The following is a 15908-nucleotide window of genomic DNA, read 5'->3' as shown; positions in this document are numbered from 1 at the left end:
AGACCTCCCCATGGCCAGCGATCCACGGCCCTGCAGATCCGCCATTCAGTTGCGCAACAACGCGTCGGCGTACGACGCTGCATGAGCCGACCGAACCTTTTCGGTATCTATCTCGTGTCAGTGATGGAGGTGGTGATGGTCACCGACCCACAGGTGCTCGACCAACTGCATCGCGACCACGCAACTGCGCTGTGGGCCTACGTCGTTCGTCTCACTGGCGACCGCGCGTTCGCTCAGGACGTCGTGCAGGAAACGATGCTGCGCGCTTGGCGATCGGGCATCACCGACCGTTCCGATACCAGCGCCACCTCGGCGCGGGCTTGGCTGTTCACCGTCGCCCGCCGGCTGGTGATCGACGACGCCCGTTCCGCCCGCCATCGTCGGGAGTTCGTCGCGGCGGAGTTGCCCGAGACGCAGACCGCCGACCAGGTCGATGCCGTTTTCGACGCGGCGATGATCGTCGACGCGCTGCGATCGCTGAGTTCGCAGCACCGCGAGGTGGTGGTGCGCGCTTATTACGGCCGCGCGACAGTGACCGAGATCGCGGCCGACCTCGCAGTCCCGCGCGGAACGGTGAAATCCCGACTGCACTACGGCATGCGTGCGTTGCGACTGGCACTACAAGAACGAGGGGTGACGCGATGAACCACGAGGAGTTCGCCGAGTGGGATGCGGCCTACGTGTTCGGTGCGTTGTCGACCAACGACCGGGCGGCGTACGAGGAACACCTCGCGCAGTGCCCCGAATGCGCTGCCGCCGTCCGAGATCTCGCAGGTGTGCCTGGGCTGCTCGCGAAGGTGTCGCCCGACGAAATCGGGGAACCTGCGCCCCCCTTGCCCATCGACCTGTTGGCCCGCACCCGCAGCGCCGCTCACCGCGAGGTAACCGGCCGCAAGCGGTGGCGCGTGGCGCTGATCGGCGCGGTCGCCGCCGCGATCCTCCTCGTCGGCGGAGGCATCTGGTCACAGCAGCGCAGCGCCACGCCCGGTGTCAGGGTCGCCATGAGCCAAGTCCGTACGAACCCGCTCACCGCGACGCTGCACCTCTCCGACAAGGCGTGGGGCACCCAGATCGACATGACCTGCACCTATCCGCCGTCGACCCAGTGGAGCAGCAAAGCGGTCTACGCGCTCTACGTCATCGATGTCTCCGGTCACGCCAGCTCCGTCTCGACCTGGTCGGCCGGACCGGGGACGACGTCGAAGCTGACGGCCGCGACCGCGGTTCCGCGCGCCGACATCGCGCACCTGCAGGTGCGCGCCCCCGACGGGGCCGTGTTGCTGTCGGCAAGCCCGGACTGAACCGATCACCCGGCCGCTCTCGTGTCCATGGCATCCGACCAGGAGAGTGAGACGGCAATGATCAAGCGTTCAACACGAGGACTCGCGGTGGCGGTCCTGCTGACAACTGCGGCGGCCTGCGGATCCTCGACCTCGGGGTCCTCCGCGTCGACCGGCGGGTCCTCCACCACGACTGCGGGGTCTGCGACCTCGGCTTCAGCGACCTCTACCGCAGCCGCTGGCACATCGCTGAGCGTCGCTTCGACGAAGCTGGGCTCGGTCGTCGCCGGCCCGGACGGTCGTACGGTGTATCAGTTCGACAAGGACACTCAAGGATCTGGCAAGAGTGCCTGCAGTGGCGCTTGCCTGGCGGCGTGGCCACCGGTCGTCGTCAGCGGCAGCCCGAAGGTCTCCGGCGTCACCGGCAAGGTCGGCACCATCGCGACCGCCGACGGCAAGCAGCAGATGACCCTCAACGGCTGGCCGCTCTACTACTACGCCGGTGACCAAGCCGCCGGCGACGTCGGTGGCCAGGGGATCCAAGGGATCTGGTGGGTGCTCACCGCGGCCGGCGCGAAGGTGACCACGAGCCCCGGCGGCGGCGGGGCGTACTGACTTGGGCGCGGTCAACCGAGAATCCGCGCGCCTTATCGACATCTGCGCCCCCTATAGGACGGGCAGATGTGGACAAGGCGCGCGGATTTGTGGCTCCCCGAAATTTTCATCTGCCGAGGTTGTCGTATCCGCTCGCTCCCGTTCGTGGAGTATGTGAAGCGGCCACTCGGGCCGCCCGAGAGGAGACAGCAATGGCGCAGTACCTGATCGCTTTCAACGACGAGTGGGTGCCGGATCAAACCCCGGAGGAACTCCGCACCAAGAGCGCCAGTTCGCGAGCCGTGCTCGATGAGATGCGCCAAGCCGGTGTGTTCGTGTTCGCCGACGGCGGCATCGACGCCTCGACCGCCCTCTGCAGTGTTGAGCTCAAGGATGGCGAACCGGTTTTCACCGACGGGCCGTACACCGAAACCAAGGAACACCTTGGCGGCTTCACCGTGATCGACGTCGCCGACGACGAGGCCGCCCGCTATTGGGCCGGGCGGATCACCGCGTCGCTCGACTGGCCCCAGGAAGTCCACCGGTTCCCCTCTGGTGTCACCGAAGTCATCGACCGTCAGAACAAGGAGAGTGAGTGACCATGGCTCGTTACATGATGTCCGTCTACGGCGCCGCCGAGCGCAACGAGTTCGGCGACTACCCCTCCAAGGAGGCCATGTTGCAGGCCTTCGCTGACACCGGCGCATTCAACGAGAAGTTGGAGCGCGATGCCCACTTCGTCTTCGCCGACGGTCTCGCGCAGGCGACCACCGCCACGACCGTCGACGGGCGAGGCGACAAGCCGGTCTTCACCGATGGCCCCTACCTGGAGACCAAGGAATACCTCGGCGGCTTCTGGATAATCGAGGCGGCGGACCTGGACGAGGCGCTCGCGCTGGCGGCCGAAGGCTCCAAGGCCTGTCGCGGCAAGATCGAGGTTCGCCCGTTCCAGACCGCGGAGTCCATCGAGGGCCTGCTCGACTCGTGACCGACACGGCCGACGCGATCGCCCGAGCCCACCGTACGGAGTGGGCGCGGGTGGTCGCCGGCCTCGCCCGGCGCTTCGGGGACCTTGATGTGGCCGAGGACGCCGCCGCGGAGGCGTTCGCCACCGCGGTCGAGCGCTGGCCGCTGGACGGAGTCCCACCCAACCCGGGCGGCTGGCTCACCACCACCGCGGCCCGCAAGGCCATCGATCGGATCCGCCGCGAGTCACACCGCGACGACAAGCACCAGGCGGCGCAGATGTTGATCGACGACTCCCCTGCCTCATCGACCGGTGCGGTCGAGGACGACCGGCTGCGGCTGGTGTTCACCTGTTCCCACCCGGCGCTGGCGATGGAGGCCCGCGTGGCGCTCACCCTCCGCTTGGTCGCCGGTCTCACCGTCGCCGAGATCGCCCGCGCTTTCCTGGTTCCGGAAACGACAATGGCCCAGCGGATTACCCGCGCCAAGGGCAAGATCAAGGCTGCCCACATTCCTTACCGGGTGCCGTCCGAGGTCGACATTCGCGAGCGGCTCAGTGGCGTTCTGGCCGTCATTTTTCTGGTCTTCAACGAGGGCTATCTGGCCGGCGCCGGCGAGGACCCACTGCGACAGGACCTGACCGACGAAGCCATCCGGCTCGCCCGGTTGCTGCGGACCTTGCAACCGGCCGACGGCGAGGTCGCCGGGCTGCTGGCCCTGATGCTGCTGATCGACGCACGTCGAGCGGCCCGCGTTTCTCGTACGGGTGAGTTGGTCACGCTCGATGACCAGGACCGCGGGTCGTGGGACCGCGATCTGATTCGTGAGGGCCATGACCTCGTCCGCGAGCGCATTGCGACCGGGGTGCGGCCGGGCCGTTACCAACTGCTCGCCGCGATCAACGCGGTTCATACCGTCGCGCCCTCGGCGCGCGACACGGACTGGTCGCAGATCGTGACGCTCTACGGCCAACTGGCCGCCATCGACCCGTCGCCGATCGTCCGCCTGAACCGGGCGGTGGCCGTCGCGGAACTTGATGGTCCGCTTGTCGGATTGGCCGAGATCGACCGGGTTGCAACGGAACTCGACGGATATCACGCGCTTCACGCCGCCCGGGCCGACCTGCTGCGACGGCTCGGGCACAGCTCGGAGTCGCGAGCGGCGTACGACCGGGCGATCGAGTTGACCGGCAACCCAGCCGAACGCGCCTACCTGGCCAGGCGGCGGGACCAACTCGCGCAGTGATGCGCGTCTCCGGAATGCGCGGGGGTCGTCGGGGCGTTGGTCTGGACATGCGAGCTATGACCTACAGCCAATACGGCAGCCCCGACACCCTCACGCTGAGCGACCTCCCCGACCCCAAGGTCGGCCCCGGCGAGGTCCTGATCCGGGTGCGCAGCGTCTCCGTCAACCCCGTTGACTGGAAGGTCATGGCGGGCTATCTCGACAGCCTCATGCAGGTCGACTTCCCGGCGATCCCGGGCTGGGACGTTGCCGGCGTCGTCGAGGCGGTCGGCCTTGATACTCCTGAATTCGCCGTCGGCGACGAGGTCATTGCGTACGCCCGCAAGGACTGGGTGCAACACGGCACCTTCGCCGAGCTGGTTTCAGCGCCGGTGCGCACCGTCGCCCGCAAGCCGCGCAGCCTCGACTGGCACCAAGCCGGAGGCCTGCCGCTGGCTGGGCTCACGGCCTACCAACTCCTCACCCGGCTCAAGACGACCAACGGCGACACGGTCCTGATCCACGCCGCTGCCGGTGGGGTCGGTCTGCTGGCCGTGCAGATCGCGAAGGCATTCGGCGCACGGGTCATCGGCACGGCTTCGGAAAGCAACCACGATTTCCTGCGCGAACTGGGCGCCGAGCCGGTGACCTACGGTGACGGACTTGCCGAGCGCGTCCGCGAACTCGCGCCCGATGGCGTCGACGTGGTCGTAGACCTCGTGGGCGGCGTCCTGGAGACGACCCTGGCGGTCCTGAAGGAGGGTGGCCGTCACGGCTCCATCACCGACGGAGCGGTCGCCGACGAAGGCGGCATCTCGATGTGGGTGCGCCCGAATGCGACAGACCTGCAGGCGCTTGCCGACCTTGCCGACGCCGGCAAGCTCACCGTTCCAGTCGCTAAGGTCTTCACCCTCGAAAACGCTGCTCAGGCCTATGAGCTCAGCCAGAGCGGACACGTACGCGGCAAGATCGCCGTCGAGGTCACTGCAGAGCCTGCAGATAACGCTCGGTGATTTGGCGTTGGATCCGGCGGTGGATCGAGCCAGCCACAAACCCCACCACAGAGGCCGGGCGGGAGATTGCGGTGATCTGGAAGGTGACCGTGCCATCACTGGCGCGCCGCAGTTCGAATCGCTCCATCCCGACCTCCGGGTGACCAGGCAGGGTGCCATAGGAAAAACCTCGACGGTCCCACTCCGCAGTGATCTCGACCACACGACACGGGGCACGGACCGGCACCGGCCCAACCCTCATCCGCATCTCGACCACCGACCCGAGCTGCAGCGGGACGTCGGAAACCGCCAGTCGAAGGCCAGCCCGTTCGTGCACCTGCCAGCCGAGCAACTCCGCAGTCAACGTCTCAAAGTCGTTGCGCTGCAATAGAGCTGACTCTTGGAACGAGGTCCAGCCCGGCCCAGGTTGATCGATGTCGAGGCCGGCCGGGTAGGACAATTGCGCAGCGTTCAGGGTGGCCAGGCGGCGCGCGCTCAGGGCTTTCATCGACATGAGTCAGATCTTGCCAAGCGCGACACCGAATAGGCGATCCAGGTCAGAGCCCCTAGGGTTGAAGCTGCAGCGGTCCGCCCAGTCTTGCCTCGGGCCGCATGGCGATGTGAAGCGGCCGTCCATTTCGGAAGAGCCCTTCATGCGTCGCCCGACATCCGAGTTCGCAATGAACCTCGTGACCCGGGCGCGGCCCGGCGAGACGCCCCGCCAGTTTGAGGAATCTCCTTGTCTTCCAGCAGTTTTGAATCCATCGGTGTGCCCGCAGGCCTGAGCCGTGTGCTCGCCGACCGCGGCATCACCGAACCCACCCCGATCCAGGCAGTCACCCTGCCCGACTCGTTGTCCGGGCGCGACGTGCTCGGCCGCGGCCGCACCGGCTCGGGCAAGACCTACGCCTTCCTGCTCCCGGTGGTCGCCCGCCTGCAGCAGTCCGGTGGACGTCCCGCCCCGAAGCGTCCGCGTGCGCTGATCCTTGCTCCGACCCGCGAGCTCGCTGGCCAGATCGCGGAAGCGCTCAAGCCGCTGGCCGAGTCGGCCGGACTGCGCTTCCACACCGTCTTCGGTGGGGTCAGCCAGAACCCGCAGGCTGCCGCGTTGGCTCGTGGCATCGACGTTCTCGTCGCCTGCCCAGGCCGGCTGGAGGACCTTGTCTCCCAGGGACTCTGCGACCTCAGCGCGGTCGAGGTAACCGTTCTTGACGAGGCCGACCACATGGCCGACCTCGGCTTCCTGCCCGTCGTGAAGCGCATCCTGGACCGCACCCCGCGTGACGGTCAGCGACTGCTCTTCTCCGCGACGCTCGACCGCGGCATCGACGTTCTGGTCAAGCGCTACCTCAGCAACCCGGTCACCCACCACGCCGACAGCGCCCAGTCGCCGGTCTCGTCGATGGACCACCACGTGTTGCATGTCGCCAAGGACGACCGCCTGCCGGTCCTCGTCGACCTGACCGCTGCCCCCGGCCGTACGGTCGTGTTCACCCGCACCAAGCACGGCGCCAAGAAGTTGGCCAAGCAGCTTGTCTCGCAAGGTGTTCCGGCTGTCGACCTGCATGGCAACCTCAGTCAGAACGCCCGGGTCCGCAACATGGACGCGTTCCACAGCGGCGCGGTGCGCACCCTGGTCGCCACCGACATCGCGGCCCGCGGCATTCACGTCGACGACGTCAGCCTGGTCATCCACGCCGACCCGCCGGCCGAGCACAAGGCCTACTTGCACCGCTCGGGCCGTACGGCTCGCGCTGGCGCCTCCGGCACCGTCGTCACCCTGATGCTCGACGAGCAGCAGCGCGACGTGCGCGCCCTGACCAAGGCAGCCGGCATCAAGCCGACCACCACCCGGGTCGACCCGCAGAGCGACCTGCTCGCCACCCTCGCCCCGGGCGAGCGCGTATTTGTTGAGGCGCCGCCGGTTCAGGCCGCTGCGCAGCAGCAGAACCGTGGTTCCGGTCGCGGCGGTTCGGGCCAGCGCCCGCAGCAGCGCTCCGGTGGCGGTCGTCCCGCCGGCGGCAACCGCTCCGGCGCCGGCCGTGGCCGCTCCACCTCCGCCGGTGGCGGCAACCGCCAGTCGTCGGGTTCGGCCGGTCGCAGTTACACCAGCGAGTCAGCCCCCGCCGGTCGCAGCGGCGGTCCGCGTCGCGCCAGCCGGCCGAGCACGACCCGCTGACCAGCTTCACACCAGTCGTTTGACCACAACGGACTGAGCCTCCTTGGGAGGCTCAGTCCGTTGTCGTCAGGGCCACTTCGAGGAACGGGCCGTCGACGGTGACGGCGCCCTCCACCGGCAACGAGTCGTAGCGCTCCAACTGCCACTCACCAACCCGTACAGATCCAAGCGCGACGAGCAATCGGTCGGCCGCCGGGAGATCGACGGGTCCGGCGGGGTGCACCCGTACGGTCGCGGCGCAGCGGCCCCGCCGTGTCATCACATTGAAGTCGCGGGTTGGACCCGACGGCAAGGTGCAGTCGATCGGCTCCTCACCACCAAAGACGTAGGGCTGCAACGGTTCCAACCGCTTCTCCCCTGTCGGCGAGGTGAGAACCATCTCCTCGCCTTCGAGCAACGTGATCACCCGATCTATCCCGGCGAACTCCGAGAACTGTCCGGGCCGGTCGACGTCGGCGATGCTCACCCGCCAGTCGAAGTCGGTCGTGTCGGGCGGCGAAGCGGCGATCTCGCGAGTCACCCCGCCGCCGTTACGCCACGGCGTCGGCTCGACGTCGCTCCAGCGAATCGGTTCACTCATCGCAGGTCGCCATAGGCGACGTCGGGGTCGGCCAGCTTCACCGGGTCCACCACCACCGCGTCAAGGATGAGCGGCTTGATCTCGTCGATCACGTCCCACACGTTGACGTTCATCGCGGCCACGATCCGCCGTTGATCGTCCAGCCAAAATGCCACGAATTCGCGCGCGTCCTTGTCGCCGCGCACCACGACCTGGTCGTAGGACGGTGCGTTGCCGATGTATTCCATCCCCAGGTCGTACTGATCGCTGAAGAAGTAGGGCAACTCCTCGTACGCCCCGCCCTCGCCCAGGATCGCCGCGGCTGCCGCGGCCGGCTGGTTGAGGGCGGTCGCCCAGTGCTCGACACGAATCCGGCGACCCAGAACGGGGTGATCGTGACTGGCAATGTCACCGACCGCGTAGATGTCGGGGTCGCTGCTGCGCAGCGTCGCATCGACCAACACACCGCCGTCGACGTCAAGGCCTGCGGCCTTCGCCAGGTCGAGGTTCGGCGCAGCGCCCACCCCGATCACCACTGCATCCGCAGCGACGACCTCCCCGCCGACCAGCCGTACGCCGGTTGCCTGGCCATCGCGCACCTCGATTCCGTCGACCTTGACTTCGAGCCGCAGATCGACGCCGTTGTCGCGGTGCAACTGGGCGAAGACCGGAGCAATCTCCGGGCCGAGCACCGCCAGCAGCGGTTGCGCAGCGCCTTCGAGAACGGTGACCGCAGTGTCCTTGCCGCGCGCGGCGGCCGCGACCTCGAGCCCGATCCACCCGGCACCGATGATCACCAGCGCCTTGTCGGGGCCGAACTGTTCGCGCAGCGCGTCGGAGTCGGCCCTCGTCCGCAGATAGTGAACGCCTCCAGCGTCGGCGCCATCGATCGGAAGGTGTCTCGGCTGCGAGCCGGTGGCGAGCACCAGCTTGTCGTAGGCGAGCGGTTCGCCCTTGTCGAGCGTCACCGTGTGGGCGGTGCGGTCGATCGCGGTGACCGTGGTGCCGATGCGCAGGTCGACGTCATGCTCGGCATACCAGGCCTGCGAGTGCACAACGGCGTCGTCGAAGGCGTCATCGCCGGCCAGATAGCCCTTCGACATGGGCGGCCGCTCGTAGGGCAATTCATTCTCCCCGGCGATCAGCGTGAGAGCTCCGTCGTAGCCCTTCTCGCGCAACGCTTCGACGGTCTTTGCGCCGGCGAGGCCGCCGCCGACGACCACGATGTTCTTCGGTGTGTTCATGAGTCCACCCTGCCGCTGAGAGGAGGGTTTTTCGCGAGGACGAGCCACATTTCCCATCTCTGGTCGAAAATCCCTCCGCTGGGGCCACCTGAGAGGATCGACGCATGGGCCACGATCACGATCACGCGATTGACGGCAGCGCCGACCGGCGACCGCTGACCGCCGCGTTGGTGCTGTTGGTCGGTTATCTCATCGCCGAGCTGGTCGTCGCGCTCTGGACCGGCTCACTGGCGCTGCTATCCGACGCCGCCCACATGTTCACCGACGCCGCATCGATCGCGCTGGCCCTCTGGGCCTCCCACCTCGCCGGTCGACCGGCACAGGGCCGCTGGACGTTCGGCCTCAAGCGCGCGGAGATCCTCTCCGCGCTGGCCAACGGTGTCACGCTCCTGGTGTTGGCCACATTGTTGGCCTTCGAAGCCGTACGCCGTCTGCTCCACCCGCCGAGCGTCGAGGCGGGGCCTGTTCTCGCCATCGCGCTGGCCGGGGTTGTGGTCAACGTCATCGCCGCTTGGCTGATCGCCAAGGCGAACCGCACCTCGCTCAACGTCGAAGGCGCCTACCAGCACATCGTCACGGACCTCTATGGCTTCATCGGCACGGTCATCGCCGCAATCGTCATCCTCACCACTGGCTGGATGCGCGCCGACGCGATCGCCACCCTCGTTGTCGTCGGGCTGATGCTGATCGCTGGCTGGCGACTGGTCACCGCGGCCGGACGTGTCTTGCTCGAGGCGGCGCCCGAGGGAACCGACCTTGCCGCGATCCGCGGTCGACTGCTCGAACTCGATCACGTGCGCGACGTCCATGACCTGCACGTCTGGAGCGTGACCAGTGGCCAACCGGCGCTGAGCGCGCACCTCGTGATCGACGACGGCTGCTTCACCGACGACCACGTTCCGCAACTGCTCGATCAGGCTCTGGAGGTGTTGCGCCACGACTTCGACGTCGATCACTGCACCCTGCAACCCGAGCCGACCTCGCACCTGACCCACGAATCCGGGATGCACTGACCAAGTTCAGAGGTGACCGCCCCTCACCCAACACGCGCGAGCCACAACCCCAGGAACGCCGCGAGGAGTGCGGCTACGACGGTGGTCGACGCGTAGCGGGCTGCTACCGCCGGGCCTTCGGCGCTCCACAAACGGCTGGTCTCGACCGATGCGGTGCTGAACGTGGTGAACCCGCCGCAGAAGCCTGTTCCGAGCACGGCTTTCAGATCCGTCGGCGCGCCGTGATGGGTGACCAGGCCGGTCAGCAGCCCGAGCAGGAACGACCCGAGCACGTTGATCAGAAAGGTGCCAGCCGGAAACTGCCACCGGATCCGCCGGTCCACAGCGCCGTCGAACACAAAGCGGGCGGTCGCCCCGCAGCCACCAGCGAGCGCGATCATCAACGGGATCATCGGGCCACCTCAACGGAAGCCACCCACCGGGCCGATCGCAGACCCAAGGTCGCGGCCGCCAGGCCAAGGACCACCGTTCCGACGACGTAGGCCACGGCCGCTGGGATTCGCAGGCCGGTCGTTTCCACCATGAAAGTGCTGTAGGTCGTGAAGCCGCCGAGCACCCCTGTTCCGACGCCGAGCCGCAACAGCCGCCGTACGCCGTCATCGGATCCGCGCGACGCGAGCGTCTCCAGCAGCACGCCGAGCAAGTACGCCCCGACCAGGTTGATCAGCAGGGTGGTCCAGGGGAAGGAGCCGCGGGGCTGCTCGAAGGCCGTGGACAGCGATGAGCGCAGGAATGTGCCGACGCAACCGCCGACGAAGACAACCCCAAGGAGCCGCGGATCCCGGTGTGGCGCAGTCACTCCCACGGCAGCTTCCCGGACCAGTCGACGACCTCGAGCGGAACCACCAGGACCGGACGATGCTGGTGGTGACTCAGCCGCATGGACACCGACCCGCCAAGCAAATCGTGCATCCGGCGAGCCCCGCGGCGAGTGCCGATCACGAAACAACTCGCGTCGACGGCGCGGGCAAGGTGGGTGAGCGCCCGGTCCGGTCGACCGGCCAGGTAGCGCAGCTCCCATGGGAAATCGCCGACGACCGCGCTCACCTGCGCCCTCAACGCGTCGCGCGTCTGCAGCCAGTCGTCGCCGACATCGTCGGGACTGATGGGGGCGTGGCGGACGGTGCCGTCGGCAAACTCCTGCTCGGCGAACCGGTCGGTGTCGACGTAGCCGAAGTAAAGGCAGGGCGCTCCGGTTGCTCGGGCGAGGGAGAGAGCGGTCAGCGCTACAACCGGCGGTTGGCCAGGGACCACGCCGACCACAACCGGGCGACCACCGAAATCGGCGATTCGGTCAGGGTGGGGCTGGGGTGGAGTGTGGTCTGCCATCAAACCTCCAGATCGGCGAAGGGCAGCGCGACCTGCCCGTCAAGGACGGAGCAGGAACCATCAGCACGTCGCGGTTCGGACCGAGGTCCGGGCGGGATCCATCGCCCGCCGGTCAGTCTAGGGCAGCGACCTTGCGGACCACCCGGTAGCGCACGAACACCGGCGCGAGCAGGGCGGCAACCACGACCAACACCACGACCAGTACGCCACCACCCGCCGCGGTCCACGCGGTGCCGATCGAGGCCGCCACCGCGCCGTGGGCGACGTCGGAGACCCGCGGCCCACCCGCGACGACCACGGTGAAGACACCCTGCAACCGACCTCGTACGTCGTCGGCCGCCGCCTCCTGCAGCATCGTCGTGCGGAACGCAGCCGACGCCATGTCGGCCGCCCCACCGACCATCAATGCGATCACCGCGAGCACCAACGGGAAGCCAGCGTGGCCGCCACCGAGCGCGACGCAGAGGCCGAACGCGACCATCGCAAGTCCCCACACCACGATCGACGCGACGACCGCGACGCCCTGCCGCTCGACGCGCGACACCCAACCGGACAACACTCCACCCAGAACCGCGCCCGCCGGGATCGCGGCGAAGAGCAGCGCGAACGCCAGTCCGCCATCGACGGGGCCGCCGAAGTCGAGGTGGGCGATCTGCGGGAACAGCGCGCGCGGCATGCCGAAGACCATCGCGATGATGTCGACGACGAACGACATCAGCAGCACCCGGTGGGACCGGAGATAGACGAATCCGTCAATGACAGAACGGAACCCGGCTCGCCGAACCTCGCCAATCGGCGGCATCGCGGGCAAGCCGACGACGGCCCACAACGTCACGAACAGCGACAGAGTGTCGGCCAGGTAGAGCCACGAATAGCCCAAGACCGGGATCAGGATGCCGCCGACCATCGGTCCGGCGATCGCTCCGAACTGCATGACTGTCATGTTCAGGGAGTTGGCGGCCGGCAACTGGTCGAGCGGGACGAGTCGCGGATAGATCGCCGAGCGGGTCGGCTGGTTGACCGCGAAGAAACCTTGCTGGACGGCGAAGAGCACCAGGATCAGCCACACGTTGGTGTTGCCGAGCGCAGCCTGCGCCCAGAACAGTCCGCTCATCACGATCAACCCGACCGTGGTGATCGACAGCAGGCGCCGACGGTCCATCGCGTCGGCGAGCGCTCCCCCGTACAACCCGAAGATGATCAGCGGAAGCAGGCCGAACAGCCCCGTCAGCCCGACATATGCCGAGCTGCCGGTCAGCTGATAGATCTGCGCCGGAACGGCCACCACGGTCAGCTGCGCGCCGATCAGGGTGACGATGTTGGTCCACCACAGCCGGCGATAGGCCGGAACGCGCAGCGGGCGGGTGTCGGCGAGCATGCCGCGAACTTTGGACAGGGCTTCCTCCGATGGTGACGTAGAGCCTGCCTATTCTCACGCAGCCCATCGCGCGGCGCCTCCTAGGCTCACTGCATGACCCATCGTTACGCGACCACCCTGCAGTGGACCGGCTCGACCGGCGCCGGCTACGAGGCGTACGACCGCACGCACCAGGTTGCTGCGAGCGGCGCCCCCGCGCTCTCCCTGACCGCCGACCCGACCTTCGGTGGCGACCCTGCACTGCTCAACCCAGAACAGCTGTTGCTGGCCGCCGCGTCGTCGTGTCAGCTGCTCTCCTTCCTCGCGGTGGCGGCGCGAGCCCGTGTCGACGTGGTGTCCTATGCCGACGACGCGAGCGCCGAGATGCCGCCCGAACCGGTTCCGATGCGGATCACTCGCATTGTGTTGCGCCCGCAGGTGACGGTGCGCGCGGGAGCTCGCGCCACCCAGCAGCGGATAGAGCACCTGCTGGAGGTCGCACACCGCGAGTGCTTCATTGCGAACAGCCTTGCGACGCAGATCGACCTCGAGCCGGTGGTGACGGTCGTCGACTGACGCTCACAGCTTCCGCAAAGGAATGGCCAAGGCCACGCGTTGGCGGCCGCGGTGTGATTACTACATCGATCCCATCAAGGAGCCCGCCATGAAGACCGCAGTCGTCGCCATCTCAGCCGCCACCGCCCTGGCCGTCGTCCCGGCCGGAGCGGTTGCCTACGCCCAACCGTGGAACAACTACCACGTCACCGTCGCGGCCGCGCCAGCCCAACCGACACCGTCGACTTCCAACGGCTCCAGCGGTTCGTCCAGCGGTTCGAGCGGCTCCAGCGGTCAGGACGGCTCGCAGGTCCCGCAGTACGGCGGCGGCTGGTGGGGTCAGAACGGTGGCCAGGGCAGCAACGGCAGCAGTTCCGCGGGCGCCACGACCTCAGGAACGGCGGTCTCCTCCCAGCAGGGCGTCGTGATGATCGACACCGTGTTGAACGGTGGTGAGGGCGCGGGAACCGGAATCGTGTTGAACAGCAACGGAACCATCCTGACGAACTACCACGTCGTCGCCGACTCGACCTCGATCCGGGTCACGGCCGCCGACGGCAAGACGTACACCGGAAAGGTCGTCGGCTTCGATGAGGCCCACGACATTGCGGTGGTGAAAATCTCCGGCGCCACCAACCTGACCGCGGCGAAGTTCGACACCACCCCGACGGTCGGTGAATCCGTCACCGCGGTCGGCCAGGGCGGTGGACTCGGTTCGCTCTACAAGACCTCGGGCAGCGTCACCGCCAGCAACCAGCAGATCACCGCCAGCGACGACAGCAGCGGTTCGAACTCCGAAACCCTCACCGGTCTGCTGCAGACGAACGCGCAGATCGTGCCCGGATACTCCGGTGGCCCGCTGTTCGACGCGCAGGGTGAGGTCATCGGCATGGACACCGCGGCATCCAGCTCTACCCCGATCACCGGCTACGCGATCACCTCCGCGAACGCGCTTTCCTACGCCAACCTGATCACCAGCGGCACCAAGACGACCAGCAACCACCTCGGTAGCCGAGCGGCGCTCGGCGTCGGCATCTCCACCCAGACGCAGCAGTCAACGGGCGCCGCGGTCATGCAGGTGACCACCGGAAGCGCGGCCCAGAAGGCGGGGATCACCGCCGGCGACACGATCATTTCGCTCGGCGGCAAGCAGGTCGCCGACGGCGGCTCGCTCGGCGACCTGATCAACCGCTACTACCCCGGTCAGCAGGTCTCCGTCGGCTGGGTCGACGCCAACGGCGCAAGCCACACCGCAACCGTCACCTTGGGAACGGCGACAACGAACTAACCGAACGGTCGGACGGTCACTGGGTCCCCGCTTCGTGCGGGGACCTTGCCGTTGCGAGCGAAGTCGGCCAGTACGGCGCGCATCGCCACGCCTGCCTCGGGGCTGACCCGCCAGGCCGCCCCGGAGGCCTCGGCCACCGCGTCCCAGGCCGGCCCGGGAAAGATCAGCGGCAGGTCCGTGGTGTGGGCGCCGGCGAGATCTCCACCCGTACGCTGCCCGTGGGTGATGACGTAAGCCCCGCCATCACCGCCGGCGGCCTCATGACGGCGCGCGAATCGGAGCGCGTCGGTTCCGTAGATGCGGTTCGTCAGACGGCGTACGAGTTTGTCCCACAACGATTTCGGCAGCCGCTTGCCACTGATCGTCGGCGGAACGAAGAGCGCCGCCTCGCGGTCGGTGTGGCCGATCAGCAGGTCGATCTGCGGCGCGACCGCCGACCACGCGGCCGGAGCCTGCGCTTCCGGCGGCAGCGGGTCCAGGCCGTACTGCGGGCCGAACGGCATGCCGGCGCGCAATCCGTAGCGCAGGCCCATTCGTTCGAGGCGGTTGGTGAGGGCCAGCACCTGCTCGACCGATGCACCCACCGGGAGTTCGCTGGCCGTAGTTGCCATCGCCGCGTACATCCGATCGCGGCGGTGCATCAGCCCCAGCGGGGCGCTCATCATGATCGCGCGGCGCATCAGCGACTGGGCGTCCGGAGTAATCATCAAGTGGGCGACCGAGTCGGCGCCCGCCGATTCACCAAAGACCGTGACATTGGCTGGGTCTCCACCGAACGCGGCGATGTGTCGGTTCACCCAGGACAGTGCGGCGCGTTGATCGAGCAGGCCAAGGTTGCCGGGCACCCCCGGTCGCGCAAGGTAACCGAACAGGCCGAGTCGGTAGGTGACGTTGACGACAATCACGCGGTGTTCCTCGACCAGCGCCGTCGGGTCGTAGATCGGCAGGTCGCCGGCGCCGGTGACATACGAACCACCGTGCAACCAGACCATGACCGGCAGCCTGTCGGCGTTGATCGTTCCGGCCGGGACCGTGACCGACAGGAAGTGGCAATCCTCGTCGTAGGTCATGTCCGTGGCGACCTGGTCGAGCACCTCATCGATCAGCGGGAACGACACCTGAGGGCAGCCGGGCGCGGGCCGGGTCGCGTCGATCTCACCGCGGGGTGACGCGACCGTTGGCCGCGCAAAACGCGCGGCGGTCGCATAACGAATCCCGGTGGCCCGCCACACGGTTCCCTCATCGAGGCCGGTGACGGTGGCGTCGTCGAGCGTCCAGCGGGTGGTGCGGGTCGTGGTCACCCGATCATGCTGACACGCGCGCGGCGT

The 15908-nt window shown here is 67.8% G+C and carries 19 protein-coding genes and 1 riboswitch; of the genes, 11 read left to right on the top strand and 8 right to left on the bottom strand.

The features are described from left to right. The first annotated feature begins 135 nt into the window (after positions 1–135). The 7 genes from ACYU98_RS05055 to ACYU98_RS05025 all read left to right on the top strand — a co-directional run bounded on the left by ACYU98_RS05055 (position 136) and on the right by ACYU98_RS05025 (position 5077). Positions 136–645, top strand: a complete 510-nt coding sequence (locus ACYU98_RS05055) for a sigma-70 family RNA polymerase sigma factor (protein WP_460467412.1) — start codon at positions 136–138, stop codon at positions 643–645. Beyond that, the gene (locus tag ACYU98_RS05050) at positions 642–1301 is read left to right on the top strand and encodes an anti-sigma factor family protein (protein ID WP_460467103.1); all 660 of its coding nucleotides are present in this window, start codon (positions 642–644) and stop codon (positions 1299–1301) included. The genes ACYU98_RS05055 and ACYU98_RS05050 overlap by 4 nt, the downstream gene beginning before the upstream one ends. 27 nt (positions 1302–1328) lie before the next feature. After that, positions 1329–1895: a COG4315 family predicted lipoprotein gene (locus ACYU98_RS05045; protein WP_460467102.1), complete on the top strand. Its 567-nt coding sequence runs from the start codon at positions 1329–1331 to the stop codon at positions 1893–1895. 191 nt (positions 1896–2086) lie between these two features. Next, positions 2087–2473, top strand: a complete 387-nt coding sequence (locus tag ACYU98_RS05040) for a YciI family protein (RefSeq protein WP_460467101.1) — start codon at positions 2087–2089, stop codon at positions 2471–2473. A gap of 2 nt (positions 2474–2475) precedes the next feature. Beyond that, positions 2476–2862, top strand: coding sequence for a YciI family protein (locus ACYU98_RS05035; RefSeq protein ID WP_460467411.1), 387 nt, complete (start codon positions 2476–2478; stop codon positions 2860–2862). Beyond that, on the top strand, positions 2859–4085 hold the full coding sequence (locus tag ACYU98_RS05030; protein ID WP_460467100.1) for an RNA polymerase sigma factor: 1227 nt from the start codon (positions 2859–2861) through the stop codon (positions 4083–4085). The genes ACYU98_RS05035 and ACYU98_RS05030 overlap by 4 nt, the downstream gene beginning before the upstream one ends. A 47-nt stretch (positions 4086–4132) precedes the next feature. After that, positions 4133–5077: an NADP-dependent oxidoreductase gene (locus ACYU98_RS05025; RefSeq protein ID WP_460467099.1), complete on the top strand. Its 945-nt coding sequence runs from the start codon at positions 4133–4135 to the stop codon at positions 5075–5077. On the opposite strand, the gene ACYU98_RS05020 is transcribed toward ACYU98_RS05025, so the two are convergent. Beyond that, entirely contained in the window at positions 5046–5570 is a 525-nt protein-coding gene (locus ACYU98_RS05020) for a DUF1990 family protein (protein ID WP_460467098.1), read from the bottom strand. The two genes, ACYU98_RS05025 and ACYU98_RS05020, sit on opposite strands and share 32 nt — an antisense overlap. Positions 5571–5795: 225 nt before the next feature. Here ACYU98_RS05020 and ACYU98_RS05015 point away from each other — a divergent pair, with 225 nt between their 5' ends. Beyond that, positions 5796–7235, top strand: coding sequence for a DEAD/DEAH box helicase (locus ACYU98_RS05015; RefSeq protein WP_460467097.1), 1440 nt, complete (start codon positions 5796–5798; stop codon positions 7233–7235). Between the two features lie 52 nt (positions 7236–7287). Here ACYU98_RS05015 and ACYU98_RS05010 read toward each other — a convergent pair whose 3' ends face one another. Next, entirely contained in the window at positions 7288–7815 is a 528-nt protein-coding gene (locus ACYU98_RS05010; RefSeq protein ID WP_460467096.1) for a HutD/Ves family protein, read from the bottom strand. After that, complete coding sequence (locus ACYU98_RS05005) at positions 7812–9038, bottom strand: NAD(P)/FAD-dependent oxidoreductase (protein WP_460467095.1); 1227 nt, start codon at positions 9036–9038, stop codon at positions 7812–7814. The genes ACYU98_RS05010 and ACYU98_RS05005 overlap by 4 nt, the downstream gene beginning before the upstream one ends. Before the next feature lie 104 nt (positions 9039–9142). Between ACYU98_RS05005 and ACYU98_RS05000 the strand changes: the two genes are divergently transcribed. Further along, positions 9143–10051 (top strand): cation diffusion facilitator family transporter, encoded by a 909-nt coding sequence (locus ACYU98_RS05000; protein ID WP_460467094.1) that lies wholly within the window; start codon positions 9143–9145, stop codon positions 10049–10051. A 23-nt stretch (positions 10052–10074) separates the two neighbouring features. On the opposite strand, the gene crcB is transcribed toward ACYU98_RS05000, so the two are convergent. The 4 genes from crcB to ACYU98_RS04980 all read right to left on the bottom strand — a co-directional run bounded on the left by crcB (position 10075) and on the right by ACYU98_RS04980 (position 12758). After that, positions 10075–10443 (bottom strand): fluoride efflux transporter CrcB, encoded by a 369-nt coding sequence (gene crcB, locus ACYU98_RS04995; RefSeq protein ID WP_460467093.1) that lies wholly within the window; start codon positions 10441–10443, stop codon positions 10075–10077. Further along, positions 10440–10850, bottom strand: a complete 411-nt coding sequence (locus ACYU98_RS04990) for a fluoride efflux transporter FluC (RefSeq protein WP_460467092.1) — start codon at positions 10848–10850, stop codon at positions 10440–10442. Before ACYU98_RS04990 ends, crcB begins: the two co-directional genes overlap by 4 nt. After that, on the bottom strand, positions 10847–11380 hold the full coding sequence (locus ACYU98_RS04985) for a universal stress protein (RefSeq protein ID WP_460467091.1): 534 nt from the start codon (positions 11378–11380) through the stop codon (positions 10847–10849). The genes ACYU98_RS04990 and ACYU98_RS04985 overlap by 4 nt, the downstream gene beginning before the upstream one ends. Positions 11381–11424: 44 nt before the next feature. Next, positions 11425–11495, bottom strand: a riboswitch (Fluoride riboswitch). After that, a complete protein-coding gene (locus ACYU98_RS04980) occupies positions 11493–12758 on the bottom strand; it encodes an MFS transporter (RefSeq protein WP_460467090.1) in 1266 nt (421 codons plus the stop codon). Its footprint overlaps the riboswitch before it by 3 nt. A gap of 93 nt (positions 12759–12851) precedes the next feature. Between ACYU98_RS04980 and ACYU98_RS04975 the strand changes: the two genes are divergently transcribed. Both ACYU98_RS04975 and ACYU98_RS04970 read left to right on the top strand, forming a co-directional pair. Beyond that, entirely contained in the window at positions 12852–13313 is a 462-nt protein-coding gene (locus ACYU98_RS04975; RefSeq protein WP_460467089.1) for an OsmC family protein, read from the top strand. 88 nt (positions 13314–13401) lie between these two features. Then, positions 13402–14580 carry a S1C family serine protease gene (locus tag ACYU98_RS04970; RefSeq protein WP_460467088.1) on the top strand — a complete coding sequence of 393 codons (1179 nt, stop codon included), beginning with the start codon at positions 13402–13404 and terminating at the stop codon, positions 14578–14580. On the opposite strand, the gene ACYU98_RS04965 is transcribed toward ACYU98_RS04970, so the two are convergent. Further along, positions 14577–15881: a carboxylesterase family protein gene (locus ACYU98_RS04965; protein WP_460467087.1), complete on the bottom strand. Its 1305-nt coding sequence runs from the start codon at positions 15879–15881 to the stop codon at positions 14577–14579. The two genes, ACYU98_RS04970 and ACYU98_RS04965, sit on opposite strands and share 4 nt — an antisense overlap. Positions 15882–15908 lie beyond the last annotated feature (27 nt).

It is taken from the genome of Calidifontibacter terrae (genome assembly GCF_054778835.1).
This window is presented reverse-complemented; position numbering and strand designations above follow the sequence as displayed.